General features: G+C 72.4%; 22 protein-coding genes, 1 tRNA gene and 1 riboswitch. Of the genes, 19 read left to right on the top strand and 4 right to left on the bottom strand.

Annotated features, from left to right (window positions below):
• The first annotated feature begins 36 nt into the window (after nt 1-36).
• The 9 genes from ACWEFJ_RS27970 to ACWEFJ_RS28010 all read left to right on the top strand — a co-directional run bounded on the left by ACWEFJ_RS27970 (nt 37) and on the right by ACWEFJ_RS28010 (nt 12,650).
• Nucleotides 37-918 (top strand): UTP--glucose-1-phosphate uridylyltransferase, encoded by an 882-nt coding sequence (locus ACWEFJ_RS27970; RefSeq protein WP_378090812.1) that lies wholly within the window; start codon nt 37-39, stop codon nt 916-918.
• 15 nt (nt 919-933) lie between these two features.
• On the top strand, nt 934-2,157 hold the full coding sequence (glp, locus tag ACWEFJ_RS27975; protein WP_378090811.1) for a molybdotransferase-like divisome protein Glp: 1,224 nt from the start codon (nt 934-936) through the stop codon (nt 2,155-2,157).
• A gap of 31 nt (nt 2,158-2,188) precedes the next feature.
• On the top strand, nt 2,189-2,845 hold the full coding sequence (locus tag ACWEFJ_RS27980; RefSeq protein WP_378090810.1) for a GNAT family N-acetyltransferase: 657 nt from the start codon (nt 2,189-2,191) through the stop codon (nt 2,843-2,845).
• Between the two features lie 161 nt (nt 2,846-3,006).
• Nucleotides 3,007-3,681: a divisome protein SepX/GlpR gene (sepX, locus tag ACWEFJ_RS27985; RefSeq protein ID WP_449715533.1), complete on the top strand. Its 675-nt coding sequence runs from the start codon at nt 3,007-3,009 to the stop codon at nt 3,679-3,681.
• A 62-nt stretch (nt 3,682-3,743) separates the two neighbouring features.
• Nucleotides 3,744-3,816, top strand: a tRNA-Ala gene (locus ACWEFJ_RS27990).
• 222 nt (nt 3,817-4,038) lie between these two features.
• Complete coding sequence (locus tag ACWEFJ_RS27995; protein WP_449715534.1) at nt 4,039-5,949, top strand: hypothetical protein; 1,911 nt, start codon at nt 4,039-4,041, stop codon at nt 5,947-5,949.
• 51 nt (nt 5,950-6,000) lie between these two features.
• The gene (locus tag ACWEFJ_RS28000) at nt 6,001-8,979 is read left to right on the top strand and encodes a UvrD-helicase domain-containing protein (RefSeq protein WP_449715535.1); all 2,979 of its coding nucleotides are present in this window, start codon (nt 6,001-6,003) and stop codon (nt 8,977-8,979) included.
• Nucleotides 8,980-9,151: 172 nt separating this feature from the next.
• Nucleotides 9,152-10,468: an alpha-lytic protease prodomain-containing protein gene (locus tag ACWEFJ_RS28005; protein WP_449715536.1), complete on the top strand. Its 1,317-nt coding sequence runs from the start codon at nt 9,152-9,154 to the stop codon at nt 10,466-10,468.
• A 268-nt stretch (nt 10,469-10,736) separates the two neighbouring features.
• Nucleotides 10,737-12,650, top strand: coding sequence for a protein kinase domain-containing protein (locus tag ACWEFJ_RS28010; protein ID WP_449715537.1), 1,914 nt, complete (start codon nt 10,737-10,739; stop codon nt 12,648-12,650).
• Between the two features lie 51 nt (nt 12,651-12,701).
• Here ACWEFJ_RS28010 and ACWEFJ_RS28015 read toward each other — a convergent pair whose 3' ends face one another.
• The gene (locus ACWEFJ_RS28015) at nt 12,702-13,100 is read right to left on the bottom strand and encodes a DUF2000 domain-containing protein (protein ID WP_378090801.1); all 399 of its coding nucleotides are present in this window, start codon (nt 13,098-13,100) and stop codon (nt 12,702-12,704) included.
• 103 nt (nt 13,101-13,203) lie between these two features.
• Between ACWEFJ_RS28015 and ACWEFJ_RS28020 the strand changes: the two genes are divergently transcribed.
• Nucleotides 13,204-13,662, top strand: a complete 459-nt coding sequence (locus ACWEFJ_RS28020; protein WP_449715538.1) for an Lrp/AsnC family transcriptional regulator — start codon at nt 13,204-13,206, stop codon at nt 13,660-13,662.
• A gap of 120 nt (nt 13,663-13,782) precedes the next feature.
• Complete coding sequence (locus tag ACWEFJ_RS28025) at nt 13,783-15,174, top strand: hypothetical protein (protein WP_449715539.1); 1,392 nt, start codon at nt 13,783-13,785, stop codon at nt 15,172-15,174.
• Here ACWEFJ_RS28025 and ACWEFJ_RS28030 read toward each other — a convergent pair.
• On the bottom strand, nt 15,125-16,696 hold the full coding sequence (locus ACWEFJ_RS28030; protein WP_449715540.1) for a dolichyl-phosphate-mannose--protein mannosyltransferase: 1,572 nt from the start codon (nt 16,694-16,696) through the stop codon (nt 15,125-15,127). The genes ACWEFJ_RS28025 and ACWEFJ_RS28030 overlap by 50 nt on opposite strands.
• 24 nt (nt 16,697-16,720) lie before the next feature.
• Here ACWEFJ_RS28030 and rsmI point away from each other — a divergent pair, with 24 nt between their 5' ends.
• Nucleotides 16,721-17,566 carry a 16S rRNA (cytidine(1402)-2'-O)-methyltransferase gene (gene rsmI / locus ACWEFJ_RS28035; RefSeq protein ID WP_378090797.1) on the top strand — a complete coding sequence of 282 codons (846 nt, stop codon included), beginning with the start codon at nt 16,721-16,723 and terminating at the stop codon, nt 17,564-17,566.
• Here rsmI and ACWEFJ_RS28040 read toward each other — a convergent pair.
• Together ACWEFJ_RS28040 and ACWEFJ_RS28045 are read right to left on the bottom strand one after the other, a co-directional pair.
• On the bottom strand, nt 17,553-17,966 hold the full coding sequence (locus ACWEFJ_RS28040) for a PIN domain-containing protein (protein WP_449715541.1): 414 nt from the start codon (nt 17,964-17,966) through the stop codon (nt 17,553-17,555). The two genes, rsmI and ACWEFJ_RS28040, sit on opposite strands and share 14 nt — an antisense overlap.
• A complete protein-coding gene (locus ACWEFJ_RS28045; RefSeq protein WP_378090795.1) occupies nt 17,954-18,220 on the bottom strand; it encodes a type II toxin-antitoxin system Phd/YefM family antitoxin in 267 nt (88 codons plus the stop codon). Before ACWEFJ_RS28045 ends, ACWEFJ_RS28040 begins: the two co-directional genes overlap by 13 nt.
• Before the next feature lie 103 nt (nt 18,221-18,323).
• Between ACWEFJ_RS28045 and metG the strand changes: the two genes are divergently transcribed.
• The 7 genes from metG (at nt 18,324) to ACWEFJ_RS28080 (ending at nt 26,557) form a co-directional block, all read left to right on the top strand.
• On the top strand, nt 18,324-20,114 hold the full coding sequence (gene metG / locus ACWEFJ_RS28050) for a methionine--tRNA ligase (RefSeq protein WP_449715542.1): 1,791 nt from the start codon (nt 18,324-18,326) through the stop codon (nt 20,112-20,114).
• A gap of 70 nt (nt 20,115-20,184) precedes the next feature.
• Complete coding sequence (locus tag ACWEFJ_RS28055; RefSeq protein WP_449715543.1) at nt 20,185-21,021, top strand: TatD family hydrolase; 837 nt, start codon at nt 20,185-20,187, stop codon at nt 21,019-21,021.
• Between the two features lie 277 nt (nt 21,022-21,298).
• The gene (locus ACWEFJ_RS28060) at nt 21,299-22,732 is read left to right on the top strand and encodes a transglycosylase family protein (RefSeq protein ID WP_378090792.1); all 1,434 of its coding nucleotides are present in this window, start codon (nt 21,299-21,301) and stop codon (nt 22,730-22,732) included.
• 10 nt (nt 22,733-22,742) lie between these two features.
• Nucleotides 22,743-23,621 carry a 16S rRNA (adenine(1518)-N(6)/adenine(1519)-N(6))-dimethyltransferase RsmA gene (rsmA, locus tag ACWEFJ_RS28065; RefSeq protein ID WP_378090791.1) on the top strand — a complete coding sequence of 293 codons (879 nt, stop codon included), beginning with the start codon at nt 22,743-22,745 and terminating at the stop codon, nt 23,619-23,621.
• An 86-nt stretch (nt 23,622-23,707) separates the two neighbouring features.
• A riboswitch (SAM riboswitch) is annotated at nt 23,708-23,800 on the top strand.
• A 203-nt stretch (nt 23,801-24,003) separates the two neighbouring features.
• The gene (locus ACWEFJ_RS28070) at nt 24,004-25,014 is read left to right on the top strand and encodes a methionine ABC transporter ATP-binding protein (protein WP_378090790.1); all 1,011 of its coding nucleotides are present in this window, start codon (nt 24,004-24,006) and stop codon (nt 25,012-25,014) included.
• Nucleotides 25,011-25,694, top strand: coding sequence for a methionine ABC transporter permease (locus ACWEFJ_RS28075; RefSeq protein WP_378090789.1), 684 nt, complete (start codon nt 25,011-25,013; stop codon nt 25,692-25,694). Before ACWEFJ_RS28070 ends, ACWEFJ_RS28075 begins: the two co-directional genes overlap by 4 nt.
• Before the next feature lie 56 nt (nt 25,695-25,750).
• Nucleotides 25,751-26,557 carry a MetQ/NlpA family ABC transporter substrate-binding protein gene (locus ACWEFJ_RS28080; protein WP_378090788.1) on the top strand — a complete coding sequence of 269 codons (807 nt, stop codon included), beginning with the start codon at nt 25,751-25,753 and terminating at the stop codon, nt 26,555-26,557.
• The last annotated feature ends 385 nt before the right edge of the window (nt 26,558-26,942 follow it).

Genomic DNA, 26,942 nt, shown 5'->3' on the forward strand with positions numbered 1-26,942 from the left:
CAGGTCACCCTAAGCGCGCCGTTACGCTCGCAGGCCATGAGCGCCTTCCAGACAGCAATCGTGCCGGCGGCGGGACTCGGCACGCGCTTCCTGCCCACCACCAAAGCGGTGCCCAAGGAGTTGCTGCCGGTCGTCGACACCCCTGGCATCGAACTCGTCGCCACCGAGGCCGCCGAGGCCGGCGCGACGAAGCTCGTGATCGTGACCTCCCCCGGCAAGGACGCGGTCGCGGAGTACTTCCGCGCGCAGCCCGAGCTGGAGGCGACGCTCGAGGAACGCGGCAAGCACGACCTGGTCGCCAAGGTCCGCCGCGCGCCGAACCTGCTCGCCGTCGAGACCGCCCTCCAGGAGAAGGCCCTCGGCCTCGGCCACGCGGTCGCCTGCGCGGAACCGAACCTGACCGGCGAGGACGAGGCCGTCGCGGTCCTCCTGCCGGACGACCTCGTGCTGCCCACCGGCGTGCTGAAGAAGATGGCCGCGGTCCGCGAGAAGCTCGGCGGCAGCGTGCTGTGCGCGTTCGACATCCCCAAGGACCAGATCTCCGCCTACGGCGTCTTCGACGTCAAGGACACCGGGGACGACGACGTCAAGCAGGTCGTCGGCATGGTCGAGAAGCCCAAGCCCGAGGACGCCCCCTCGACGTTCGCCGCGGCCGGCCGCTACCTGCTCGACCGGGCGATCTTCGACGCCCTCAAGCGCATCACGCCCGGCGCGGGCGGCGAGCTGCAGCTCACCGACGCCATCGCGCTGCTGATCAACGAGGGCCACCCGGTGCACGTCGTCGTCCACCGCGGTGGGCGACACGACCTGGGCAATCCGGGGGGATTCCTCAAAGCTGCGGTTGACTTCGCACTGGAACACCCGGACTACGGGCCCGAGCTGGGGGAGTGGTTGCGGGCGCGCCTCGCCGACGCCTAGATCGAGGTTCAACACATGAGGTCAGTGGACGAGCAGCTCGCCAGGGTCGTCGCCGCCGCGGTGCGGCCCGCCCCGGTGCGGGTGGCGATCTCCGAGTCGCAGGGCCTGCTCTGCGCCGAGGAGGTCGTCGCCGAGCGCGCCTTGCCCGGTTTCGACCAGGCGGCGGTCGACGGCTACGCGGTGCGCAGCGTGGACGTGCAGGCCGCCAACGAGGAACCGGTCACGCTCCCGGTGGTGGGCGAGATCCCCGCGGGGTCGCGCCAGCCCAGGCGGCTGCAACCCGGCCAGGCGGTCCGGGTCGCGACCGGCGCGCCCCTGCCCACGCTGGCCGACGCCGTGGTGCCCGTCGGCTACACCGACGGGCACGCGGCGAAGGTGACCGTGCGGCGACCGGTGCCGTCCGCGGCGTTCGTCCGGCGCACCGGCGAGGACGTGCAGACCGGTGACGTCGCGGTGCGCCGCGGCGCGTCCATCGGCGCGGCCCAGGTCGGCCTGCTCGCCGCCGTCGGCCGCAACAAGGTGCTGGTCCACCCCCGGCCGCGGGTGTCGGTGATCTCGGTCGGCGAGGAGCTGGTGGACGTCGACCGCACCCCCGGCCAGGGGCAGGTCTACGACGTCAACTCCTACGCGCTGGCCGCCGCCGCGCGGGACGCCGGGGCCGAGGTCAGCCGGGTCGGCATCCAGTCGTCCGACCCGCGCCGGCTGCGCGAGGTCGTCGAGGGCAGGCTGCTGCTGTCGGAGATCGTGGTCGTGTCGGGCGGTGTGGGCGGGGCCGTCGGCGACGAGGTGCGGGCCGCGCTGGCCGACCTCGGCGACGTGGACGTGACGCGGGTCGCCATGCACCCGGGCTCGGTGCAGGGCTTCGGCCGGCTCGGGCCGGACGCGGTGCCGACGTTCCTGCTGCCGGCGAACCCGATGAGCGCCCTGGTGGTGTTCGAGGTGCTGGTCCGGCCGCTGATCCGGGCCGCGCTGGGCAAGCGCAACCCCTACCGGCGGGTGGTGAGCGCGCGGCTGCTGTCGCCGCTGACCTCGACCAAGGGACGGCGCGGCTACCTGCGCGGCCAGCTGCTGCGCGACGCCGACAACGGCGAGTACCTGGTGCAGCCGCTGGGTACCTCCGGGTCGCACCTCCTCGCGTCGCTGGCCGAGGCGAACTGCCTCATCGTGGTCGACGAGGACGTGACGGACGTGGCGGTCGGCGAAGAGGTCCTGGTCAGCTTCCTCGCCCAGCGGGGATGACGCCCGGCGAGATGAGCACTGTGGGGACAGGGTGAGCCACGCGTGGGAAGGCGGTCGGCACCCCGGCTGGCCCGCCCGGCTCGGCCCGCTGCGGGTCGACGCCGGTCTGGTGGCGCTGCGCCCGCCGAAGCTGTTCGACGCCTCGGCGTGGTCGCGGGCCCGCCTGCGCGACCGGGCGTACCTGGAGGACTGGGAGCCCACCGCGGTCGAGGGCTGGCACGAGCGGAACTCGGCCCTGGCGTGGCCGCCGCAGTGGTCGTCGCTCAAGTCGCTGGCCCGGCGCGGCCAGGCGTTCCCGTTCGTGATCACGGTGGACGGCGAGCTGGCCGGGCAGATCACGGTGGGCAACATCGTGCGCGGCTCGCTGCGCTCGGCGTGGGTCGGGTACTGGGTGGCGGCGGACCGGGCGCGCGGCGGCGTGGCCACGGCGGCGCTGGCGCTCGTCGTGGACCACTGCTTCGGCGAGGGCGGCCTGCACCGGCTGGAGGCGACCGTCCGCCCGGAGAACCGGGCCAGCCTGCGCGTGCTCGCCAAGGCCGGCTTCCGCGAGGAGGGGCTGTTCCTGAGGTACCTCGACGTGGCGGGCGACTGGCGTGACCACCTGTGCTTCGCGATGACGGCCGAAGAGACCTCACCGGAGGGATTGGTACGCCGGATGGTCGCACAGGGGTACGCCCGAATCGCCTGATCTTCCGGCCGAGCGGCTTATTCGGATCACCCGAAAGTGGGTGATACACCACACTTTGGTACGTACGCCGGTCGGCGTGCCTCCGACACAGGTGTGACTGTTGTGACTAGCGTGGCAAGCGCACCACCGAGCGCGCCGCGAGGTAGGGGGAGGTGACGGGGATGCCGAGCTCGCTGATCGTCGTGGGACTGGTCGTGGCCTGGTTGGTCGTCCTCGTGCCGATGGTCGCGCGCAAGCGCGCCGACGCGTCGCGTGGCAGCGTGGAGGAGGAGTACGACGCCATGCCCGAGATCGACGCGGAGTTCGACGACTACGACTACTACGACGAACCGGACGACTTCGTCGACCACCGGCCGTTCCGGCCGGGCCGGGGCGGCTACGACCCGGAGACCGCGGCGATCGTCGCCCAGGCGAAGTACGCGTTCCGCCGCCGCGTGGTCGGGACGCTGCTGCTGCTCGCGCTGGTCACGGGCCTCGTCGCGGGCCTGCTCTACCCGCTGGCCTGGTGGGGCCACGCGGCGGTGGACGTGACGCTCGTCTCCTACCTCGCGTACCTGCGCCGGCAGGTGCGGATCGAGGAGGACATCCGCGCGCGCCGCCAGGCCAGGCTGGGCCAGTCCCGCCGCCGGGCCGCCCGCCCCGCCGGCGCCAAGCCGGCCGCGGCCGACGCGTCCGCCGACACCACCCGCGACCAGCCCGGCCTGCCCCCGCAGCCGAGGTTCCAGCACGAGGTCCGGCCCGGCACGGTCGTCGTGGACCCGGACGACGAGGACCCGCTGTTCGTCGAGCTGGAGGGCCCGGAAGCCCTCCCGTACCGGCGGGCGGCGGGCGAGTAGAGGGGGGTGGCAAAACCACCCCCCGACTACTGATATGCTTCCCCCGCACGACAACAGAACACGGGGCTGTAGCGCAGTTGGTAGCGCGACTCGTTCGCATCGAGTAGGTCAGGGGTTCGATTCCCCTCAGCTCCACTCGTCTCGGGGCGGGATGTGTCGATGGAAAGCATCGACACATCCCGCCCCGTCGCATTTCGGGGGGTCCGACCCCGGATCCCGTCCGGAGGGCGTTGCCCCGGACCCGGTGCGGTGGGCACGTGGGTCGGCGGGTCCGTGGTTTCCACAGAGGACAAGCGGGTTTGGGCGGGGCCGCAATTCACGGGAGAGCGGTGACGGGTTGCTCGCCACGATGCAGGGGTGAGTGACGAAGACCGGGTTCCCGACGAACTCCACCTCATCCCCGTCGAGAACTCCGCCGAAGGCGGTGCGTTCCAGGGCGTCCAAGCCGGAGTCATCCACGGCGGTGTGCACTTCGGCGTCGATCGCGAGTCGAAGCTCGTGGTGCTGCGCGCCACCCGCGCCGAGTTGGACGACGTGCGCGACCACTTCACGCCGCCCGGCGGGTTCGGCGACGCCACGCGGATCCTGCGGGCGCAGCGGGTGGTCGTGCTGGCCGGGCCGGGCACCGGGCGCTCCTACGCGGCGCGTCGGCTGCTGGTGGACGTCGGCGCGGCGGAAGTCGTGGAGATCGGCCGCGAGCGGCCGTTGGGTGCGGTCGAGGACCTGACCGCGGGTGTCGGGTACGTCTGGGACGCGCGGGAGACCGCGCACACCCACTTCGGCGGGCTGGACTTCGAGCAGGCGGCCCGGCTCGTGCGGGCGGCGGGGTGCCACCTGGTGATCGTCGTGGACACCGACGGGGACGTGCCCGCCGCGGCCCGCGGCCACGTCGCGCGGCTGACCGCGCCGCCCGCCGAGGAGGTGGCCCGCATCGAGATCCACCGGCGGCGGCTCGCGGACCCGGACGGCCCGTTGGTGCTCGTCAAGGGCGAGCTGGCGCTGGAGGACGGCGCGGCCCCGGAGAAGGCGGTGCGCGCGGCGGACCTCGCGGTCCGGGTCTGCGCCGGCGGCCTGGACCTGGACGCGGCGCGAGCGGAGCTGCGCGAGGACGTCGAGCAGGCGGTCGAGCGCCACCTCGGCGGCCTGTCGGACCTGGAGCTGGCCCTGTCGTTCGCGATCGCGGTGCTGGAGCACCAGCCCTACGACGAGGTGGTGGCCTGCGCCGTCGAGCTGGACGAAGCGCTGCGCAAGACGCACGTGCCGGAGGACGAGTTCCGCGCGCACCCGCCGTTCTCGACGTCGAAGAGCCGCCTGCTGGCCGCGGTGTCCGCCACGACGACCGTGCGCGACCACCCGGTGCACCCCGGGCTGCGCGAGGAGACGGTCCACTTCGTCCGCCAGGGGTGGGCCGGGGTGGTGCTGCGCCGGCTGTCGCGGCAGTACCCGCTGGCGCAGGAGGAGCTGTGGCGGTGGATGTGCTCGCCGGGCGTGACGCGCCGGTTCCGGGAGGCGGTCCTGCGCGCGTTGATCACGATCGTCACGGAGATCCCCGCGCACGAGCCGCTGCACCTGCTCGACCGCCTGGCGCGCAGCGGGGTCATGGCGCACCAGACCCTGGCGGCCGCCGCGGCGGCACGCCTGGACGAGCGGTACGGCGCGCTCGTCTCGCAGACGGTGGACGCCTGGGTGGACGGCACCGCCTACCGGCAGGCGACGGCCGCGTGGTTCAGCCTCACCACGGCCGCCTCCCGGTCCCTGGACGAGTCCCTGCGCCGGCTGGAACTCGTCGCCCGCTCACGCTGGAGGACGCCGCAGAACACGGTGGTCGCCGCGGTCCTGTCGCTGTTGGACACCGAGGAGTACCGAGGGGAAGTGCTGGCCACCGTCCTGCGCTGGACGACGGACCGCAAGCTCGCGCGGGTGGCCCTGCCGCTGGCGATGTGGATCACCGGCTACTACCCGTACTCGCGGTCGGAGGAGCTGTTCGCCGCGCACCCGGACCGGATGACCACGCTGGCGGTGCGGGCGCTGACCGACCCGGAGACGACCGACCTGGCGTTCGGGCAGCTGGAGGACCTGGTCGGCGAGGCCAGGGTGAAGCCGGCGTCGGAGAAGAGGCTCGCGGCGCTGACCCGGCACCTGGCGCCCAACCCCACCTGGTTCGGCCGGACGCGGGCGGTGCGCGCGCTGGTCATGCTGCACCCCGGCAAGCGGGCGGCGTTGCAGCGCATCCTGCGGCAGGCGCACCGGATGCGGGTGGCGGCTTGAGTGGGCGAGGTGGTGGCGGAGCGCAGTGGATCAGTCACTACGATCTGGACGGTGCGCTTTGTGGCCGATCTCCACATCCACTCCAAGTACTCGCGGGCGTGCAGTCGGGACTGCGACCTCGAACACCTCACCTGGTGGGCCCGGCGCAAGGGGATCTCGCTGGTCGGCACCGGCGACTTCACCCACCCCGCCTGGTACGACCACCTGACGTCCACCCTGGTGGAGGCGTCGCCGGGGCTGTACCGGCTGCGGGACGACCTCGATCGCGACATCGACCGCACGCTGCCGCCGTCCCTGGCCGGCGCGCCGGTGCGGTTCATGCTGTCGGTGGAGATCTCCACGATCTACAAGCGCGGCGACCGCACGCGCAAGGTGCACCACCTCGTGTACGTGCCGGACCTGGCGTCGGCGGCGCGGTTCAACGCCCGGCTCGCGAAGATCGGCAACCTCGGCTCGGACGGGCGGCCGATCCTCGGGCTCGACTCGCGCGACCTGCTGGAGATCACGCTGGAGTGCGGCGGCTACCTCGTGCCCGCGCACGTCTGGACGCCGTGGTTCGCGGTGCTCGGGTCGAAGTCCGGGTTCGACGCGATCGAGGACTGCTACGCCGACCTCGCGCCGCACGTCTTCGCGATCGAGACCGGGCTGTCGTCCGACCCGGACATGAACTGGCGGGTGTCCGGGCTCGACCGGTACCGGCTGGTCAGCAACTCGGACGCGCACTCGCCGCCCGTGCTGGGCCGCGAGGCGACCGTGTTCGACACGGAGTTGGACTACTACTCGGTCCGGTCGGCGCTGGAGACCGGCGACGGGTTCGCCGGCACGCTGGAGTTCTTCCCCGAGGAGGGCAAGTACCACGTCGACGGGCACCGCAAGTGCGGCGTGCGGATGGAACCCGAGGAGACGTTGGCGCACAAGGGGATCTGCCCCGGGTGCGGCAAGCCGTTGACGGTCGGGGTGCTCAGCCGGGTCGAGGAGCTGGCCGACCGGCCGCACGGCGCCCGGCCCGCCGGCGCGGCCGGGTTCACCAGCCTGGTGCCGCTGCCGGAGATCGTGAGCGAGATCGTCGGCACCGGGCCGAAGAGCAAGAAGGTGCTGACCGAGATCGACAAGCTGACCGCGGCGCTCGGGCCGGAGCTGGTGATCCTGCAGGACGTCCCGGTGGACGACATCGCCGCGCACTCGCCGTTGCTGGGCGAGGCGGTGGCGCGGCTGCGGCGCGGCGAGGTGGTGCGCGACCCGGGGTACGACGGCGAGTACGGCGTGATCCGGGTGTTCGAGCCGGGTGAGCTGGAACGGCGGCGGTCGGCGTTCGCGCTCTTCGACTACGCGGCCCCGGCCCCGTCCACTGTGGAACGGCCGCGCCCCGCCCCGGCGGTCGTCCCCGTCGCGGACCCGGTGGCCGCGCCGGCGGAGCACCGCGGCACGTCGCTGCTGGACGGCCTCGACCCCGAGCAGCGGGCGGCGGCCGAGGTGGCCGGCGGGCCGCTGCTGATCATCGCCGGACCGGGCACGGGCAAGACGCGCACGCTGACGCACCGGATCGCGGACCTGGTGACGTCCCGCGGCGTGCCGCCGTCGCAGTGCCTGGCCATCACGTTCACCCGGCGCGCGGCGGAGGAGATGGCGGAACGGCTCGCCGCGCTCGCGCCCGACGCCGTGGACGGGTTGACCATCGCGACGTTCCACTCGCTCGGCGTGCTGCTCCTGCGCGAGCACGGCGCGGTGTTCGGGCTGTCGCCGTCCTTCGGCGTCGCGGACCCGGACCGGCAGGTGGCGGTGGCCTCGACCGTCGTCGCGGACGAGAAGGAGGCGCGGGACCTCGTCGCGGCCGGGGACGACCGGTACAAGAAGGCGTTGCGGGCGCAGGACCTGGTGGACTTCGACGACCTGGTCACGCTGCCGCTGGCGTTGCTGGAGGGGTCGCCGGACCTCGTCGCCGCCTACCGCGACCGGTGGCGGTGGGTGTCCGTGGACGAGTACCAGGACGTGGACGAGCAGCAGTACCGGCTGCTGCGGCTGCTCGTGCCGCCGGACGGCAACCTGACCGCGATCGGCGACCCGGACCAGGCGATCTACCGGTTCCGCGGCGCGGACGTCGGGTTCTTCCTGCGGTTCCGGGAGGACTTCCCCGGCGCCCGGACCGTGCACCTGACCAGGAACTACCGGTCGTCGTCGGCGGTGGTGACGGGCGCGCTGGAGGTGATCGCGCCGTCGTCCCTCGTGCCCGGCCGGGAGCTGCGGCCGATGGCGGACCACGGGTCCGCGCCGATCGGCGTGCACCACGCGTCGTCGGAGGCGGCGGAGGCGGCGTTCGTGGCGCGCACGATCGAGCAGGTGCTGGGCGGCGCGTCGTTCCACGCGCTCGACAGCGGGCGCGTGGTCGGCGACGGCACGCAGGGGCTGGGGTTCTCCGACTTCGCCGTGCTGTACCGGACGGACCGGCAGTCGCGGGCGCTGGTGGAGGCGTTGACGCAGTCCGGTCTGCCGTTCCAGAAGCGGTCGCACGACCGGTTGGCGGACCGGCCCGGCGTGGCCCGGATCGCGCACGACGTCGCGTACGCCGCCGGCGGGACGGTGCTGGAGCGCGTCCGCGCCGTGGCGGGCGAGGACCACACGGCGTACGAGCTGCTGAAGCCGTTGGCGGCCGAGTGCGGGACGGACTTCGAGCGCTTCCACACCGCGCTCGCGCTGGGCGTGGAGGTGGACACCTGGGACCCGCGGGCCGATCGGATCTCGCTGCTCACCCTGCACGCGTCGAAGGGCCTGGAGTTCCCGGTGGTGTTCATCGTCGGGTGCGAGGACGGCGTGCTGCCGATGCGGTGGCCGGGCGAGGACGACCCGGAGGCGGTGGACGAGGAGCGCCGGCTGCTGTTCGTCGGCATGACGCGGGCGCAGCGGCACCTGTTCCTCAGCCACTCGGCCGGGCGACCGCGGTCGCCGTTCCTGGCGTCGCTGAAGGCGTACGAGCAGTGGGGCGACCCGCAGCCCCGGCGCAAGCGGAAGGGCACCCAGCTCAGCCTGCTGTGATCGGCGCGGATCGTCGATGCCGCGGACAACCGCGCGGTGAACAAGATCGGAAGTGGACTGGACCATACCGTCGCGGTATGACCGGACTGGCATATCCGCCGCGCCGGTCGGCCGGCTAGCGTCGGGTCACGGCCCCGCATCCCGTGTCACCACCCCTGCAAGGAGACAGCGGATGACTCGACGTAGCGTCGCCGCGCTCGCCGTGGCGGTCCTGAGCGCTGCCGGACTGGCAGCCGCGCTGGCCACCACCGCGACCGCCGGTCCACCCCCACCCGAGACCGCCGACGGCGGTCTGGTCGCGGCCCTGGCGCGCGACCTCCACCTCACCCCCGACCAGGCCCGCGCCCGCCTCCAGCGGGAGGCGGACGCCGCCCGCACCGAGTCCACCCTGAAGGCGCGGCTCGGCCCCGGGTTCGCGGGCGCGTGGCTGAACGCCGACGCCACCGACCTCGTCGTCGGCGTCACGGCCGCGTCGCAGATCCAGGCGGTCGAGGCGGAGGGCGCGACCGCGAAGCTCGTGACCCGGTCCCTGGCCGAGCTGGACGCGCTCAAGACCAGGCTCGACGCCAACGCCCGCAACGCGCCGAAGGCGGTGCCCGGCTGGTACGTCGACCAGCCGACCAACACCGTGGTGGTGCTGGCCCGCGACGTCCCGGCGGCGAAAGCGTTTGCGCGCGCCAGCGGCCTGCGTGACGCGGACGTCCGGGTCGAACCGTCCACCGAGGACCCGCGACCGCTGGTCGACGTGATCGGCGGCAACGCCTACTACATCGGCAGCGGCTCGCGGTGCTCGGTCGGGTTCGCGGTCGACGGCGGGTTCGTCACGGCCGGCCACTGCGGCCGCACGGGCGCGACCACCACGCAGCCCAGCGGCACGTTCGCGGGCTCCAGCTTCCCCGGCAACGACTACGCCTGGGTCCGCACGGCCGCCGGCAACCCCGGCCGGGCGCTGGTCAACCGCTACCCCGGCACGGTGCCGGTGGCGGGCTCGACCGAGGCGCCGGTCGGCGCGTCGATCTGCCGCTCCGGCTCCACCACGGGCTGGCGCTGCGGCACGGTCCAGCAGAAGAACGCCTCCGTCACCTATCCCGAAGGCACGATCACCGGTCTGACCCGCACGAACGCCTGCGCCGAACCCGGCGACTCCGGCGGCTCGTGGCTGGCGGGCGACCAGGCGCAGGGCGTCACCTCCGGTGGCTCCGGGAACTGCACGTCCGGCGGGACGACCTACTTCCAGCCGGTCAACGAGATCCTCCAGGTCTACGGCCTCAAGTTGGTCGTCAGTGGCGGCACGCCGACGAACACCACCTCGCCGACCACGACGACCACCACGAACCCGGGCCAGACCACCTGGCAGCCAGGCGTCGCGTACGCGATCGGCTCCCTCGTGACGTACGACGGCGTCGGGTACCGGTGCTTGCAGGGGCACACGTCCCAACCAGGCTGGGATCCGCCGGCGGTGCCCGCCTTGTGGGAGCGCGTGAGCTAGCGGCGAGCGCACGCGCGGGGCCCGGCCCACCCCCGTGGGCCGGGCCCTCTTCCGGTCCGGTGGCTGTGCGCGAGCAAACGATCACGCGCGGCGGGCGGGGAGGGCCCCGGTCGGCGTCCCCCGGTCGCACCACCTCCGCGACCAGCCGTGACGGCCGCCGGTCGGGCCGGCCGGGCCGGCGCCGCCACCCGGGCCGATCGGCGCGACGTTGACCGGAGGGCGCTGTCGGCGTGGCCCGCACCCGTACCCTGAGAGGCGACGAGAAGGGGTGGTGCGGGTCGTGGAGCTGGCCGAGTCCCTGCTGGCGTGGCTGCACGGCTGGACCGCCGTGCCCCTCTGCCCGGGCGACTGGGCCTGGACCGTCACCGCGTTCGGCGCCCTGATCGGCGTGCTGCCCACGGTCGCCGCGCTGCTCTCGATCACCGTCCGGCGCGTGGTCGGCAACTCCTACGGCCCGATCACCGGCGCGATCTTCGCCGTGCTGGGCGTGGCGAGCACGCTGGTGCTGCCGTGGATGGCGTTCACCGCCACCTTCAAGCTGCTGCGCGGTCGGGCGCTGGCCGGCACGGAGTCGCTGGACCAGGCCCCCTGCGGGGTGTTCACCCAGTACGAGTACCTGCTGGGCCGCGGCTCGTTCGTCAGCGCGATCACCGGCCGGACCGGGGTCGTGGACGTCGTCGTGGCGGGCGCCACGGCCCTGCTGGCGCTGCTGTGCCTGCTGTTCGTGATGCTCCAGGCGGGCTCGGCGTTCCGGCTCGGCCCGAACTGGCCGCGCCGGGTGTTCTGGCCGCCGTTCCTGGTCCTGCTGCTGTCGACGTCGGCCATGCCGGTCGCGCTGGTGGGGCACCTGCTGCTCGGGTTCTTCCCGATCGCGCTGCTGGGCTCCCTCGTGGTGCGGGTTTTCGGGTTGACTACCGCCATGCTGAACCGCCCCGGTCGCGATCGCGGGAACCCGAGCCCGCAACCCGCGGTGTCGAGAACGCCGCCGCAGCCACCCCGACAACCCCCGAGCCAACCCGTGCCGACCCCGCAGCCCGCCCAGGGGCAGCACCAGCAGACGCCGAAGCCGCCGCCGTACCAGGTGGAGAAGCCGCCGCCGTACCAGCCCGCGAAGATCCCGCCGTACCAGCCTGCGCCGCTGCCGCCCTACCGGCCGACGCCGCCCCAGCGGCACTACCCGCCCACGCGGGTCGCCGACGTGCCGCCGGAGCCGGTGAAGCCCGCGCAGCTCGCCGACACGCCCGGACCGCTGCCGTTCGGCCCGGGGAGCGGCGGCACGGGCAGCGCGCCCACGCCGACGCCCGACTCGGGCAAGGTGTGGAACCCTGCCGGCGGCCGGTTCCGGCGGATCCGCCAGCTCGGCCGGGGCGGGTTCGGCACGGTGTGGCTCGCGGTGGACGAGCAGTTGGCGCGCACGGTCGCGGTCAAGCTCGCGCACGCGCCGGACAACGACACCGAGCAGCGCATGCTGCGCGAAGCCCGCGCGCTGGCCGCCGTGCGGCACCCGAACTGCGTGCGCGTGTTCGACATCGTGCAGGACCCGGACGGCCTGGCCATCGTCATGGAGTACATCGACGGCCAACCGCTGTCGGACGTCGTGCTCAACAACGGCCTGCTGGCCGACACGCTCGCCGCCCGGCTCTGGGTGAACATGGCCGACGCGCTGGCCGCCGCCCACGAGCAGGGCGTGCTGCACCGGGACGTGAAGCCGTCCAACGTCATCGTGGACACCCACGGCACCGCGCACCTGATCGACTTCGGCATCGCCCGGTCGAAGGGCGACAGCACGCTCACCGCCACCGGGATGATGGTCGGCACGCCGGACTTCCTCGCCCCGGAGACCGCCCGCGGCGAGGCGGCGAGCCCCGCGTCGGACGCCTGGCAGCTGGCCGCGACGGTCAGCTACGCGCTCACCGGCCACCCGCCGCGCGGCACCCGGGAGAACCCGATCTCGTCGCTGATGGCGGCCGCGCAGGGCGAGCCGTGCGTGAAGCTGCCCCAGCACAGCGCGCACCACCGGCTGCTGACCAGCGCCCTCGACTCCGACCCGGCCAGGCGGCCGTCCCTGACGGCCATCCGGTCCGAGCTGAGCACGTGGCTGTCGCAGGCCGGGCTGAGCAAGGAGGGCCCGGTCACGAGGATGATCGACCGGCCGGAGCCGCCGACCCGGCCGGTGCGCTGAGCCGCGTCCGGCGGGAGCCCGACGGCGGCGGCCGGTCCGCCGCCGTCGCCCTCAGGCCATCAGCGGCAGCCTGCGGGTCAGCCGGTTGACGTCGGTGCGCGGCCCGTACAGGGCGACCGCGACGAACTCGGGGTCGGTCGTCCGCGCGAGCGCCTCGACGTACTCGGGGTAGCTGCGGGACCGGCGGGCGACCTCGGTGAAGCCGATCCGGAGCACGTCGTCCCCGGCGGCGCGGTGCAGGGCGCGCAGGACGTCGGCGGACGCGGTCAGCACCGGCACCGGGTGGGTGTTGAGCCCGGGGTGGACGCCGCCGTCGGCGTCCTCGGCGTCCTCGCCGAGCAGGTCGGGCAGGCGGGAGCCGAGGGTGAGGCCCAGGTTCACGGCGGCGTTGGCGGCGAGGTTGGGCGGCAGGTCGTCACGGAGGACCAGGGCGAGTCGCGTGGGCAGCACGGAGGTTCCATTCGTTCGGTCGGATGCCGTCACACTCGCGCATCACACGGCTTGGATCCAGCGCCGCCGAACTTCGTTCGCCCGGCTCTGCGATCATCGGGACGTGGACGAACTTGATTCGGCGATCATCGCGAACCTGCAGCTGGATGCGCGGCTGACCAACCGGGAGCTGGCCCGGCGGCTCGGCGTCGCGCCGTCGACGTGCCTGGAGCGCGTGCGCGCGCTGCGCGAGCGCGGGGTGATCAAGGGCTACCACGCGGACGTGGACCTGTCCGCCCTCAACCGCCCGGTGCAGGCGTTCGTCGCCGCCCGCCTGCGCCCCATGAGCCGGGCCGTGATCGCCCACTTCAAGGCGTCGATCGGCGCGCTGCCGGAGGTGACCGCGATGTACGTGGTGGCGGGCGACGACGACTTCCTCATCCACGTCGCCGTGCCCGACCTGGAGCACCTGCACGCGTTCCTCATCGACCGGCTGAGCGAGCGGCGCGAGGTGATCAGCTTGCGCAGCTCGGTGATCTACGAGAGCATCCGCAACCCGGTGCTCACCGAGCTGCCGCGCTGACCCGGGGACGCGGCCCGGCTGGGGCGAACGGGTGAACGGGCGACGTCCCGGTAACGGACGCACCGCCCACCCCGAACCAGACGGTGATCCGTCCGAGCGGAACAGTCAGCGAGGTGGCCCGTGTCGTCCGAGGAGAGCTGGCACGCCGCACGGTTGATCCCCACCTCCGGGATCAACGGTGCCGATGAGCAGGAACGACGGGCGACTTCCGCACTGCTCGCGGTGATGTCCGCGGTGCGGGAATTCGGGCGCGCGCTGACCCAACCCCTGGGCGCGCCGGCCGCCGCCGTGCAGACGTTCATCGAGGTGCCGTTCCAGCTCGGGGACCGCAAGGTGGTCCCCGACGGGCTGATCCGCGTGGTGCGCGGACAGCGTTCGTGGACCGCGCTCGTCGAGGTGAAGACCGGCGCGAACGAATTGCGGGCCGAGCAGCTCGAGAACTACCTGGACGTCGCGCGCGACCGCGGTTTCGACGCGGTGATCACGATTTCCAACGAAATCCCCCCGTTACCCGGCGCGCACCCCACGGCGGTCGACCGGCGCAAGCTCAAGAAGGTCGCGCTGCACCACTGGTCGTGGACGGAGGTGCTGTGCCAGGCCGTGGTGCAGAAGGAGCACCGCGGCGTCGCGGACGCCGATCAGGCGTGGATCCTCGGTGAGCTGATCCGGTACCTGGAGCACCCGCGATCAGGCGCGATGGCCTTCGAGGACATGGGTCCGGCCTGGGTTCCGCTGAGGGAGGCCGTGCAGGCGGGGACCCTGCGCACGACCGACGAGAGCGCGCCCGAGATCGCGTTGCGCTTCGACGCGCTGGTGCGGTTCGCGTGCCTCCAACTCGGCCGCCGGCTGGGCACGGACGTCACCCCGGCGCTGACCCGCAAGGAGTTGGCCGAGCCGCGGACGCGGGTCGCCAGGCAGGTCGGTCAACTCGTCGCCGAAGGGCGGTTGACCGCGGGGATCGCCATTCCCGGCACGGTCGGCACGCTGCACGTGACGGCGGACCTGCGAGCCGGGCGCGTGTCCTGCCACATCGACCTGGACGCCCCCCGGGAAGGCCGTCCCACGACCCGGGTCAACTGGCTCCTCAGGCAGTTGAAGAACGCGCCCGACGGAATTCGGCTGGAGGCTTTCGCGTTGCACGCGCGCGGGCCGGGCGCGTCGGAGTTGTTGAAGGCCGTGAAGGACGACCCGGCGGTCCTGGTGGTGGACCCGGCGAAAGAGATCCGCGGGTTCCGCGTCGCCAACTCGGTCCCGATGGGCGGCAAGCGCGGCACCGGCCGGAATTCGTTCATCGATTCCGTGCTGACCGCCGTCACGGGTTTCTACGAGGACGTGGTGCAGAACCTCAAGCCGTGGGCTGCCGCGCCGCCGCGGATCCGGCCGGAGGAAGCGTTCGCGCCGCCCGTGGACGTTCCTCCGGCCCTCGTGTCCACCGCCCCGTCCTCGCAGGACGGCCCGGAGGTCAGTTCCAGGACGGAAGCCACTTCTGGGCGTCCCAGATCTCCGGAGTGATCGGTATGCCGTTGAGGATCGGCCACAGCCACACGAAGTTGGCCACCACCAGCCCGACGTACAGGGCCACGGCGAGCAGGCCGGTGCCCCGGCGCTCCTTGCCGTCGGTCCGCTTCCCCAGCACCTCGCCGAGCGCGAGCGCGATGCCCAGCACCAGGAACGGGGCCATCGGCATGGCGTAGAAGTAGTACATCTGCCGGTCGATGTTGATGAACCACGGCAGGTAGCCCGCGCCGTACCCGACCAGCACGGCCGCGTACCGCCAGTCCAGCCGGGAGATCGACTGCCACAGCGCCCAGGCCAGCACCGGGAACGCGAGCCACCACATCGCGGGCGTGCCGATCAGCATGATCGCGCCCACGCAGCTCGCCGCGCCGCAGCCCTGCACCGAGCCCTCGAAGTAGTAGAGCATCGGCCGCAGGCCCATCGGCCACGTCCACGGCTTCGACTCCCACGGGTGCCGGTTCGTGTCCGACGTGACGAGCTTGGTGTGGAAGTCCAGCACGTTGCCGCTGTAGTACCAGAGCGCCCGCAGCGGCGCCGGGATCCAGCCGTCCTCGGGGATCTTGGTGCCCGCGATGTGCCGGTCGATGGCCGTCTCCGACCCGAACCACGCCCACCACGTCGCCAGGTAGGTCAGGATCGGCACGACGAGCAGCGCGAACAGCGACGGCAGCAGGTCCTTGGCGAACGAGCCCAGCCACGGCCGCTCCACGCCCGCCGCACGCCGGGCCAGCGCGCTCCACACCACCGACAGCACGCCGTAGAACGCGATGTACCAGACGCCGGACCACTTCACGCCGCACGCGAGGCCGAGCGAGACCCCGCCCGCGAACCGCCACCAGCGGAAACCCAGCCACGGGCCGAACGGCGAGTGCGTCGCCCAGCCCTCGCGCACCGCCACGGCCAGCCGCGACCGCACCTGGTCCCGGTCCGCCACCAGGCACGCGAACGCGGCCACCACGAAGAACGTGAGGAAGCCGTCCAGCATCCCCATCCGCGACTGCACGTGGCTCATGCCGTCGGCGATGAGCAGCACGCCCGCGATCGCCGCGATCAGGTCCGACCGGGTCAGCCGCCGGGCGATCCGCACCACCAGCAGGATCGTCAGCGTGCCCGCGAGCGCCGAGGCGAACCGCCAGCCCACGCCGTCGTAGCCGAACAGCCACTCGCCGATCGCGATGAGCTGCTTGCCCAGCGGCGGGTGCACGATCAGCTCGTAGCCGGGGTTGTCCTCGTACCCGCCGTTGCGCAGCACCTGCGCGCCCTGCGGCACGTAGTGCTTCTCGTCGAAGACCGGGGTGCCCTTGTCGGTCGGGAACCCGAGGTTCCAGAACCGGACCACACCGCCGATCAGGGCCACGGTCAACGTGACCAGCCAGCCCCTCAGGGCGTCGCTCATGGGGCCGGGTTCGAGCTGGCGGGCCCGCTGTTCGCGGTCGTTGCCCGGTGGCGGGCTCGCCGGCGGGACCTCGCCGGCCTCGACCACGTCGTCTGCGGACTGCGGTGCGATCAGGCTCACGGGGCCGATCGTAGGGTGAGAGGCGTGAGACCTGTATCTGGATCAGGCCGTTTGGTGCTGGCCGCTACTCCGCTCGGCGACGTCCGGGACGCCTCGCCGCGGCTGGTCGACGCACTGGCCACGGCCGAGGTGATCGCGGCCGAGGACACCCGGCGGCTGCGGTCGCTGGCGGCGGCGCTCGACGTGACGCCGGCCGGACGGGTCGTGAGCTTCTACGACCAGGTCGAGGCGGCCCGGCTGCCCGGCCTGCTGGAGGCGCTGCGGGACGGCCGCACGGTGCTGCTGGTGACCGACGCGGGCATGCCGAGCGTGTCGGACCCCGGTTACCGGCTGGTGGCGGCGTGCGTGGCGGAGGACATCGTGGTCACGTGCCTGCCCGGCCCGTCCGCGGTGACCACGGCGCTGGCCGTGTCGGGCCTGCCGTCGGACCGCTTCTGCTTCGACGGCTTCCCGCCGCGCAAGCCGGGCGAGCGGCAGCGGTGGTTCGCGGGCCTGCTGGACGAGCCCCGGACCTGCGTCTTCTTCGAATCACCCCATCGGCTGGCGGACACCCTGGCCGACGCCGCGCGGGTGCTGGGCCCCGACCGGCGGGCCGCCGTGTGCCGGGAGCTGACCAAGACCTACGAGGAGGTCCGGCGCGGCGGCCTCGGTGAGCTGGCCGACTGGGCCGCGGCGGGGGTGCGCGGCGAGATCACCGTCGTGCTGGCGCCCGCCGAGGCCCGCGAGGCCCCGCCGATGGAGGCGCTGGTGGCCGAGGTGCGCCAACGCGTGGCCGCCGGCGAACGGACCAAGACGGCGGCGGCCGAGGTCGCCGAGGCGGCGGGGGTGAGCAAGAAGGCCCTGTACGACGCCGTGATCAGCGGCTCCTGACCTGCACGAGCCGGACCTCGACACCGGGCAGCTCGCCGAACCGGGCACGTTCGTCGGTGGTCACCAACGTCCGGTGGGTCGCCCGCGCAGTGGCGGCGATGATCAGGTCATGCGCGCCGCGCGGCGAACCGGAACGCCTGAGGTGCGCCAAGAGCGCCGCGTGGTGCTCCGCGACCGCGGGTGTGTAGTCCTCGACCGGCACCGTCGTCAGCACGTCGTCCAGGAACGCGCGTTGCGCGGCGCTCCGCGCCTGGTCGCCGTCGAGCAGCAGGCCGGTCAGGTATTCGGCCAGCGCGACGGCGGGCAGCGCCACGTCGTCCTCGTCGGAGATGGCCGCCGGGTCGAGGACCCCGCGGGCGCCGGCGACCAGCACACCGGTGTCGAGGATCAGTCGTGCCACGGGTCCGAGTCCAGGTCGCCCGAGACCACTTCGCGAGCCGCGGTCACGTCGGCCGCGAACCGCTCGTCCAGTCCCTCACGACCGTGCCAGCGGCGGAAGACCTCGTGCAGCGCCCGGCCGTTCGCCCTGGGGGCGGGCGTGATCAAGGCGACGCGGCGGCCGTTGCGGGTCACCACGATCGTCTCGCCGTGCTCGGCTTCGTCCAGCACGGCGGAGAAGTTGCGCGACGCTTCGGACGCCGTCATTTCCTTCATGTGTTCATACTATCAGAATCAGAAGGTCAGAACAGCGAGGCGTCGGTGCCTCGGTGTCCCGACCCGCGGAAAAGCGCTGGAAGGACCTCCGTAGGCTTGGACCATGAGTGCCTCCGTGCTGACCGCGGTGGCGTGGCCCTACGCCAACGGCCCCCGCCACATCGGTCACGTCTCCGGTTTCGGTGTCCCCTCCGACGTGTTCTCCCGCTACATGCGCATGTCGGGCAACCGGGTGCTGATGGTCTCCGGCTCGGACGAGCACGGCACGCCGATCTCGGTGCAGGCGGAGAAGGAGGGGCTGTCCACGCGCGAGCTCGTGGACAAGTACCACCGCGTCATCGCCAACGACCTGCACGGCCTCGGCCTGTCCTACGACCTGTTCACCCGCACGACCACCGGCAACCACTACCGGGTGGTGCAGGAGCTGTTCCTCGCCCTCTGGCGCAACGGCTACGTCGTCCCGAAGACGGAGATGGGCGCGATCAGCCCCTCCACCGGCCGCACCCTGCCCGACCGCTACATCGAGGGCACCTGCCCGATCTGCGGCTACGACGGCGCGCGCGGCGACCAGTGCGACAACTGCGGCAACCAGCTCGACCCCGTCGACCTGAAGAACCCGCGCAGCCGGATCAACGGCGAGACGCCGAAGTTCGTCGAGACCGAGCACCTGTTCCTCGACCTCCCGCAGTTCATCGACGCCCTCGGCGGCTGGCTCCAGACCCGCACCGAGTGGCGGCCGAACGTGCTCAAGTTCAGCCAGAACCTGCTCGGCGACCTGCGCCCCCGCGCCATCACCCGCGACCTGGACTGGGGCATCCCGATCCCGCTCGACGGGTGGCGCGACCAGCCGATGAAGCGGTTCTACGTGTGGTTCGACGCCGTGATCGGCTACCTCAGCGCGTCCGTCGAGTGGGCCCGGCGGTCCGGGGACGACGACGCCTGGCGGGAGTTCTGGACCGGCGACGCCCAGGGCTACTACTTCATGGGCAAGGACAACATCGTCTTCCACTCGCTGATCTGGCCCTCCCTGCTGCTCGGCCAGAACGGCCAGGGCGCGAAGGGCGGCGAGCCGGGCGCGTTCGGCACGCTGAACCTGCCCACCGAGGTGGTCAGCTCCGAGTTCCTGACCATGAGCGGCTCGAAGTTCTCCACCTCCCGCGGCACGGTCATCTACGTGACCGACTTCCTCAAGGAGTTCGGCCCGGACGCGCTGCGCTACTTCATCTCCGTGGCCGGCCCCGAGAACCAGGACACCGACTTCACCTGGGAGGAGTTCGTCCGGCGGACCAACTTCGAGCTGGCCAACGAGTGGGGCAACCTGGTCAACCGGTCGATCTCGATGGCGCACAAGAACGTCGGCGCGGTGCCGAGGCCGACCAGCCCCACGCAGGCCGACCACGAGCTGCTGGCGCTGTCGCGCGCCGCGTTCGACGTGGTCGGCGGGCACCTGCGCCGCTCCCGGTTCAAGCAGGCGTCCACCGAGGCGATGAAGGTCGTCGGCGCGGCCAACCGCTACCTGTCCGACCAGGAGCCGTGGAAGCTCAAGGACGACCCGGAGCGCCGCGACACCGTGCTGCACACCGCGTTGCAGGTCGTGCAGGACGCCAACGCCCTGCTGACGCCGTTCCTGCCGCACTCGGCGCAGAAGGTGCACGAGGCGCTGGGCGGCACGGGCGTGTGGGCGGCCCAGCCGGAGCTGACCGACGTGGCCGACCTGGACGTGCCGGACCGCCACTACCCGGTGCTCACCGGCGACTACGCGGCCGAGCAGGCGACGTGGGCGTCCACCCCGATCGAGGTGGGCCGCCCGCTGGCCAAGCCCGCGCCGCTGTTCGCGAAGCTCGACCCCGAGCTGGGCGAGACCGGGCCCGCGTGGGCCCCGATCGTCCGGTGACGCGGCCGGCGACCCGTCGGGTGACGCGTCGGGCGACCCGTCCGGTGACGCGCGCGACGCGGCGGCGGACGTGACCAAGCGCCGCGGCGAGCGGCCACCGGTGCCGGAGGCGCTGCCGGCGCCGGTGGTCGACGCCCACACCCACCTGGACGCGTGCGGCGCGAAGACGCCCGGGCAGGTCCGCGAGGTGGTCGACCGGGCCGTCCAGGCGGGCGTGGACCGCGTGATCACCGTCGCCGACGACCTCGACGCCGCCCGATGGGCCGCCGAAGCCGCCACGTGGGACGACCGGGTGTTCGCCGCCGTCGCCCTGCACCCCACCCGCACGTCGGTGTTCGGCGAGGCGGAACGCGCGGAGCTGGAACGGCTCGCCGCGCTGCCGCGGGTCGTCGCGATCGGCGAGACCGGTTTGGACTACTACTGGGACTACGCGCCGAAATCCGCCCAGCACGAGGCGTTCCGGTGGCACATCGACCTCGCCAAGCGGGTCGGCAAGCCGCTGATGATCCACGACCGGGACGCGCACGACGACATCCTGGCGGTGCTCGACGCCGAGGGCGCGCCGTCCACAGTGGTCTTCCACTGCTTCTCCGGCGACCTCTCCTTCGCGCGCGCGTGCGTGGAGCGGGGGTTCGTGCTGTCCTTCGCCGGCACGGCGACGTTCCGCAACGCCCACGCGCTGCGGGAGGCCGCGCGGTGGGCGCCCGACGAGCACCTGTTGGTGGAGACCGACGCGCCGTTCCTCACGCCCCACCCGTACCGAGGTCGCCCGAACGAGCCCTATTGCGCCAACTACACCCTGCGCGACCTGGCGACGTTGCGTGAGGTCGACCCGGGGGAGCTGGCCACCAAGATCACCCGGAACGCCGAACGTGTCTTCGATCTTGGTGACCGGGTGGAGTCGTAGTGCTCCTTACGACAAATGGCGGACGGACTTGCTCCCCTAACGGAGTGACTGAACTCACAAGGGTTGTCGGGGTGTTGGCACAACCCCCGCGCACCCGTTACGGTCCCGTGACCGTGCCCCGAGTCGCACTCCGGGGCGCACCCGCAGTCGGGGCGGGTCACGTTGACACCAGAAGCGAGAAGCCGACGAGCGCAGGAGATGCCGGAGATCACCAGCTGACCACCGACACGACCGTGCGTGCGGCCGGACTTCGCGCCTTCAGGAGGTATGGCAACCCGTGAACTCGTTCAACGAGGACACCGACTGGTTCACCCCCGTGCAGCCGACACCCGTGACCGGGGTCGGCGTCCTGGACAGACCGGGGCCGCCGTCCGAGTGGGACACCGCGGTGTTCACCATCACCCCGGACGACGTCCTCGAAGTGCTCGGGCCGGACGCCGACGAGCTGCTGGCGAACGCGAACGTCGACGTCGACGAGCTGATCCGGCTCATCAACGCCGAGACCACGCTCCTCCCCCCGATCATCCTCCCCGACGAGGTCTCCCAGGACCGGGTCGCGGGCGGTCTGGCCGCCGAGCGGCCGAGCGCCCCGCCGGCCGCCCTGGTCGAGGCCGCCGGGAAGTGGAAGCGGCGCTTCCTGAAGGCCGCGGTCGCCACCGTGCTGGTGACCATCTCCGGCGGCGGCGCCACCGCGATCGCGATGGACAAGTCCGTCACGGTCGACATCGACGGCGAGGCCAAGACCGTCCGCACCTACGAGTCCACCGTCGGCGAGATCCTGGCCGACGAGGGCATCACGATCGGCGAGCACGACGCGCTCTCCCCGTCCCCCCAGGCGAAGGTCGGCGACGGCGGGAAGATCTCGCTGGACCGCGGCCGCCTGGTGAAGGCGACGGTCGACGGCGAGCAGCGCGAGGGCTGGGTCCGGTCGGTCACCGTGGACGAGGCGCTGGAGCAGCTGCGGATCGAGGACGAGGGCGCGTGGCTCTCCCACGACCGCAACATGGACGTCCCCCTCGACGGCCTCTCGCTCGAGGTCAAGAGCCTCAAGACGATCACGCTCTACGACGGCGGCAACGAGCCCCGGCAGCTGCGCACGACGGCCGTGACCGTGGACGAGCTGATGAAGGCCGAGAACCTGACCCTCGGCCCCGAGGACAGGCTCGAGACCGCCGCGGACCTGCGCATCACCAACGGCGCCGAGGTGCACATCACCCGCACCGGCGTGTCCGTGATCAACGCGACGGAGGCCATCCAGCCGCCCGTCGAGGAGGTCAAGGACGACACGTTGATGAAGGGCCAGAAGGAGGTCCTGGACCCGGGCGAGGCCGGCGAGCAGATCGTCACCTACCGCGTCACGGTGAAGAACGGGGCCGAGGTCGGCCGCGAGAAGCTGGGCGCGAAGGTCACCAAGGAGCCGAAGCCGAAGAAGGTCAAGGTCGGCACCAAGCTCCCGCCCGACGGCGAGATCTGGGACCGGCTGGCCTACTGCGAGGCGACCGGCAACTGGGCCATCAACACCGGCAACGGCTACTACGGCGGCCTGCAGTTCAACAAGGGCACCTGGGACGCCTACGGCGGCAGCCAGTACGCCGCGTACCCGCACCAGGCGACCCGCGAGCAGCAGATCGCGGTGGCCACCAAGCTGCGCGACGCGCGCGGCGGCTACTCGGCGTGGCCCCACTGCCAGCAGAAGCTGGGCCTGCCGTAAGAATGCACGGGTGACTGAGGACCCGACGTCGGCCGGGCCGGGGAGCCACCTCCTCGGCCCGGCCGACGTCCGTCGGCTGGCCGCCGAGCTGGACGTGCGCCCCACCAAGAAGCTGGGGCAGAACTTCGTGCACGACCCGAACACGGTGCGGCGCATCGTGGCGGCGGCCGACCTGCGCCCCGACGACGTGGTGCTGGAGGTCGGGCCCGGGCTCGGCTCGCTGACGCTGGCGCTGCTGCCCTCCTGCCGCGCGCTGGTGGCCGTGGAGATCGACGGGGTGCTGGCGGAGCGGCTGCCGGTGACCGTCGCGGAACGCGCCCCCGGCCTGGCCGACCGGCTGTCGGTGGTGCACGAGGACGCGATGCGGGTCACCGCGGACCGGTTGCCGGTGGAGCCGACGGCCCTGGTGGCGAACCTGCCCTACAACGTGGCCGTGCCCGTGGTGCTGCACCTGCTGGCCGTGCTGCCGTCGCTGCGCACCGGCCTGGTGATGGTGCAGTCGGAGGTGGCCGACCGGATGGCCGCCCCGCCGGGCAGCAAGGTCTACGGCGTGCCCAGCGTGAAGCTCGCCTGGTACGCCGACGCCCGCCGCGCGGGCGCGGTGCCGCGCTCGGTCTTCTGGCCCGTGCCCAACGTGGACTCGGCGCTGGTCGCGTTCGACCGCCGCGCGCCGCGGTCCGCCGTGGACCCGAAGCGGCTGTTCGCGTTGGTGGACGCGGCCTTCGCCCAGCGGCGCAAGATGCTGCGCGGCGCGCTGTCCGGGTGGGCCGGTTCGGCGGCCGAGGCGGAGCGGCTGCTCGTCGCCGCCGGGGTGGACCCGGCGGTGCGCGGCGAACAATTGGACGTCAGCGACTTCATCCGGATAGCCGAAGCCGCGTCCCATAGCTAGTCGATGATCTTTCGGCCGAAAGTGTGATTTGCCGGACGATCCTGTTTCGGGCTTGCGTCAGCCGGTCCTCGTCGGGTCTACTCGTGGTGCCATCCCGAGCGGCCGAGAGACCTGGCTCCACGACGCCGCAGCAACCACCCCCCCATGGGGGCAGGTGCTTCAGCCAGGATCGATGGAGGATCACGTGCCCAGGATGCGAATGCTCACCCGACGTCGGGTCGTCGACCACGGCCGCCGCACGTCCTCGGGCTGTCGCAGCTGCCGCTGAGCACCTAGGCGCCTTCGAATCCTCGCGTCCTTCTTCAGGACACCTTCTGAGCTGAGCCGCCGGTCGCGCACGCCCCGAGCCGTGCGCCGCCGCATGCAGTCGTGGAGCGAAAACGTGATCACTGTCGAGAACCTCACCAAGACCTTCCCCGGGAGTACCGGCCAGGTTCGCGCGCTGGACGGCGTGAACCTGGACGTCGCCGCGGGCACCGTCCTCGGCGTCGTCGGACCCAGCGGCGCGGGCAAGTCGACGCTGGCCCGCTGCGTCGCGCTCCTGGAGCGCCCCGACAGCGGCGCGATCCGGGTCGACGGCACCGACCTCGTGTCCCTCGACGGCACCGCCCTGCGCGCCGCCCGGCGGCAGATCGGCGTGGTGCCGCAAGGGGATTCGCTGCTGCGCCAGCGCACCGCGGCGGGCAACGTCGCGCTGCCGCTGGAGGCCGCGGGCGTGGCCGGCCCGCAGCGCCGCACCCGCGTGGCCGAGCTGCTGGACCTGGTCGGCCTGACCGACAAGGCCGGCTCGTACCCCGACCAGCTCTCCGGCGGCCAGCGGCAGCGGATCGCGGTCGCGCGGGCGCTCGCCGCGTCGCCGTCGGTGCTGCTGGCCGACGAGCCGACGTCCGCCCTGGACCCCGACACCACCGGCTCGGTGCTCACCGTGCTGGACCGGGCGCGGGCCGAGCTGGGCGTGACGGTGCTCGTGGTGACGCACGACATGGGCGTGGTCCGGCGGATCTGCGACGACGTCGCGGTGCTGGAGGACGGCCGCGTGGTGGAGCACGGCAAGGTGCTCGACCTGGTGTCGGACGCGACGAGCCGCACGGCCGCGTCGCTGCTGCCCGCCGTGGACCAGAACCCGGCGCAGGAGGGCGCGTTCGACCGGGTCGCGGACGTCGTGCTGGTCGGGTTCGCCGCGGTCGGCGCGTTGCTGCCCGAGGCCACCGGCCGGTTCGGCGTCGAGCTGAACCTGCTCGGCGGCGGCCTCACCCGGCTCGGCGAGACGCCGGTGGCGCGGTTCCGCGTCGGCCTGAAGGGCGAGCGCGCGGACTCGGCGCTGGAGTGGATCTCGGAAGCGGGCGGCTCCGTGCGCCGGACCCTGTCGGGTCCGCAGGGAGTAGCTGCGTGAGGTCTGCAACACCCTGGTCCACCGTGTTCGACGACGTGCTGGTCGCCACCGGCGAGACGTTGTACATGGTGGTCGTCTCCACCCTGATCGCTGTTCTGCTCGGCGCGCCGGTCGGCATCTGGCTCCAGCTCACCGCTCCCGGTGGGCTGAAGCCCCGGCCGGTGCTCCACAAAGTGCTCGGGTTCGTCGTGGACCTGGGCCGCTCCATGCCGTTCCTGGTCCTGCTGGTGGTGCTCACCTCGCTGACCAGGCTGCTGCTCGGCAGCACCATCGGACCCACGGCGGCCATCGTGCCGCTGGCCGTCGGCGCGATCCCGTTCGTCGGCAGGCTGGTCCAGAACGTGCTGGCCGAGGTGCACGTGGCGGTGGTCGAGGCCGCCGTCACGACCGGGTCGTCCACGCTGCGGATCGTGCGCAGCGTGCTGCTCCGCGAGTCGTTGCCCGCGCTGGTCAACGCCGTCGGCGTGACCGCGATCGCGCTGCTGGGGTACTCGGCGATGGCCGGGGTGGTCGGCGGGGGCGGGCTCGGCGACCTCGCCGTGCGCATGGGGTACCAGCGGTTCAACGACCGCTACCTGTGGAGCACGGTGGTCGTGCTGGCGGTCATCGCGACCGCGATCCAGTTCCTGACCAACCGCGTGGCGCGTGGGGTGGACCGGCGGCGGACGGCGTCCGTCTGAGTTTCTTGTTTTTCGGTTGGTTTGCTCACCCGTTTTGCTGACCCATAAGGAATGAAATGCGTATTCGTGCTGCCCTGCTGGCCGTGCTGCTGACCGCAGTGGGCTGCGGTAGTGGCGACACCGGCGCCGCCTCGGACCCGAACGCGGCGCTGAAGGTCGGCGTGAGCCCCGTGCCGCACGCCCAGGTGCTGCGGTACGTCGCGGAGAACCTGGCCGAGTCGAAGGGCCTGAAGATCGAGGTCGTCGAGTTCACCGACTACGTGCAGCCGAACACGGCGCTGGTGGACGGGTCGCTGGACGCGAACTACTTCCAGACCGTGCCGTACCTGGACACGTTCAAGGCGGAGAGCGGCGCGTCGCTGGAGTGGATCGGGCCGGTGCACCTCGAGCCGCTCGGCGTGTACTCGAAGAAGCACAAGTCGCTGGCCGACCTGCCGAACGGCGCGAAGGTGGCGGTGGCGAACGACGCGACGAACGAGGCGCGCGGGCTGAAGCTGCTCCAGGACAACGGGCTGATCAAGATCAAGGCGGGCGCGGAGAAGACGGCGACCATCCGGGACGTCGAGGACAACCCGCGCGGGCTGGAGTTCGTCGAGCTGGAGGCCGCGCAGCTGCCCCGGTCGCTGGACGACACGGACGCGTCCGTGGTCAACGGCAACTACGCCATCGACGCCGGCCTCAAGCCCGCGTCCGACGCGTTGGTGCTGGAGAAGGCCGAGGGCAACCCGAACGCGAACGGGCTCGTCACGCGGGCCGAGCTGAAGGACGACCAGCGGATCAAGGACCTGCTCGCGCTGCTGCAGTCGCAGCAGGTCAAGGACTACATCAAGGAGACCTTCGCGGGCTCGGTCCTCCCCGTCTGACCCGAGAGCCGTCCCTCCACACCCGCGTGAGTCCTACGTTCAGGTCGTGCGTGTCCTACGTTCGCGTCGTGCGTGTCCTACGTTCGCGTCGGGTGTGTCCTACGTTCAGGTACCCCGAGTTGAACGTTCAGGATGAGGGAGAAGGGCGAAAAGCGTCCTCGCCGGACGGGCAGATCAGCAGGATGACGGGGTTCGGTGGTTCGGTGCGGTTGCGTCGTTGGTCGGGTTTCGTGTCATCCCGCCGACCTCCACGAGGGCTACCGCACGTGTCAAGGGGGCCGTTCCAGCGTCAGGTGCGGTAGGGCTGGAAGTGCCCCCTTGACACGCGCGGTAGGGCTGCGCCAGGTCGGCGGGATGACACGGAACCCTTCTTTGTGCGGAAGGC

Source organism: Actinosynnema sp. NPDC004786, from assembly GCF_053601135.1.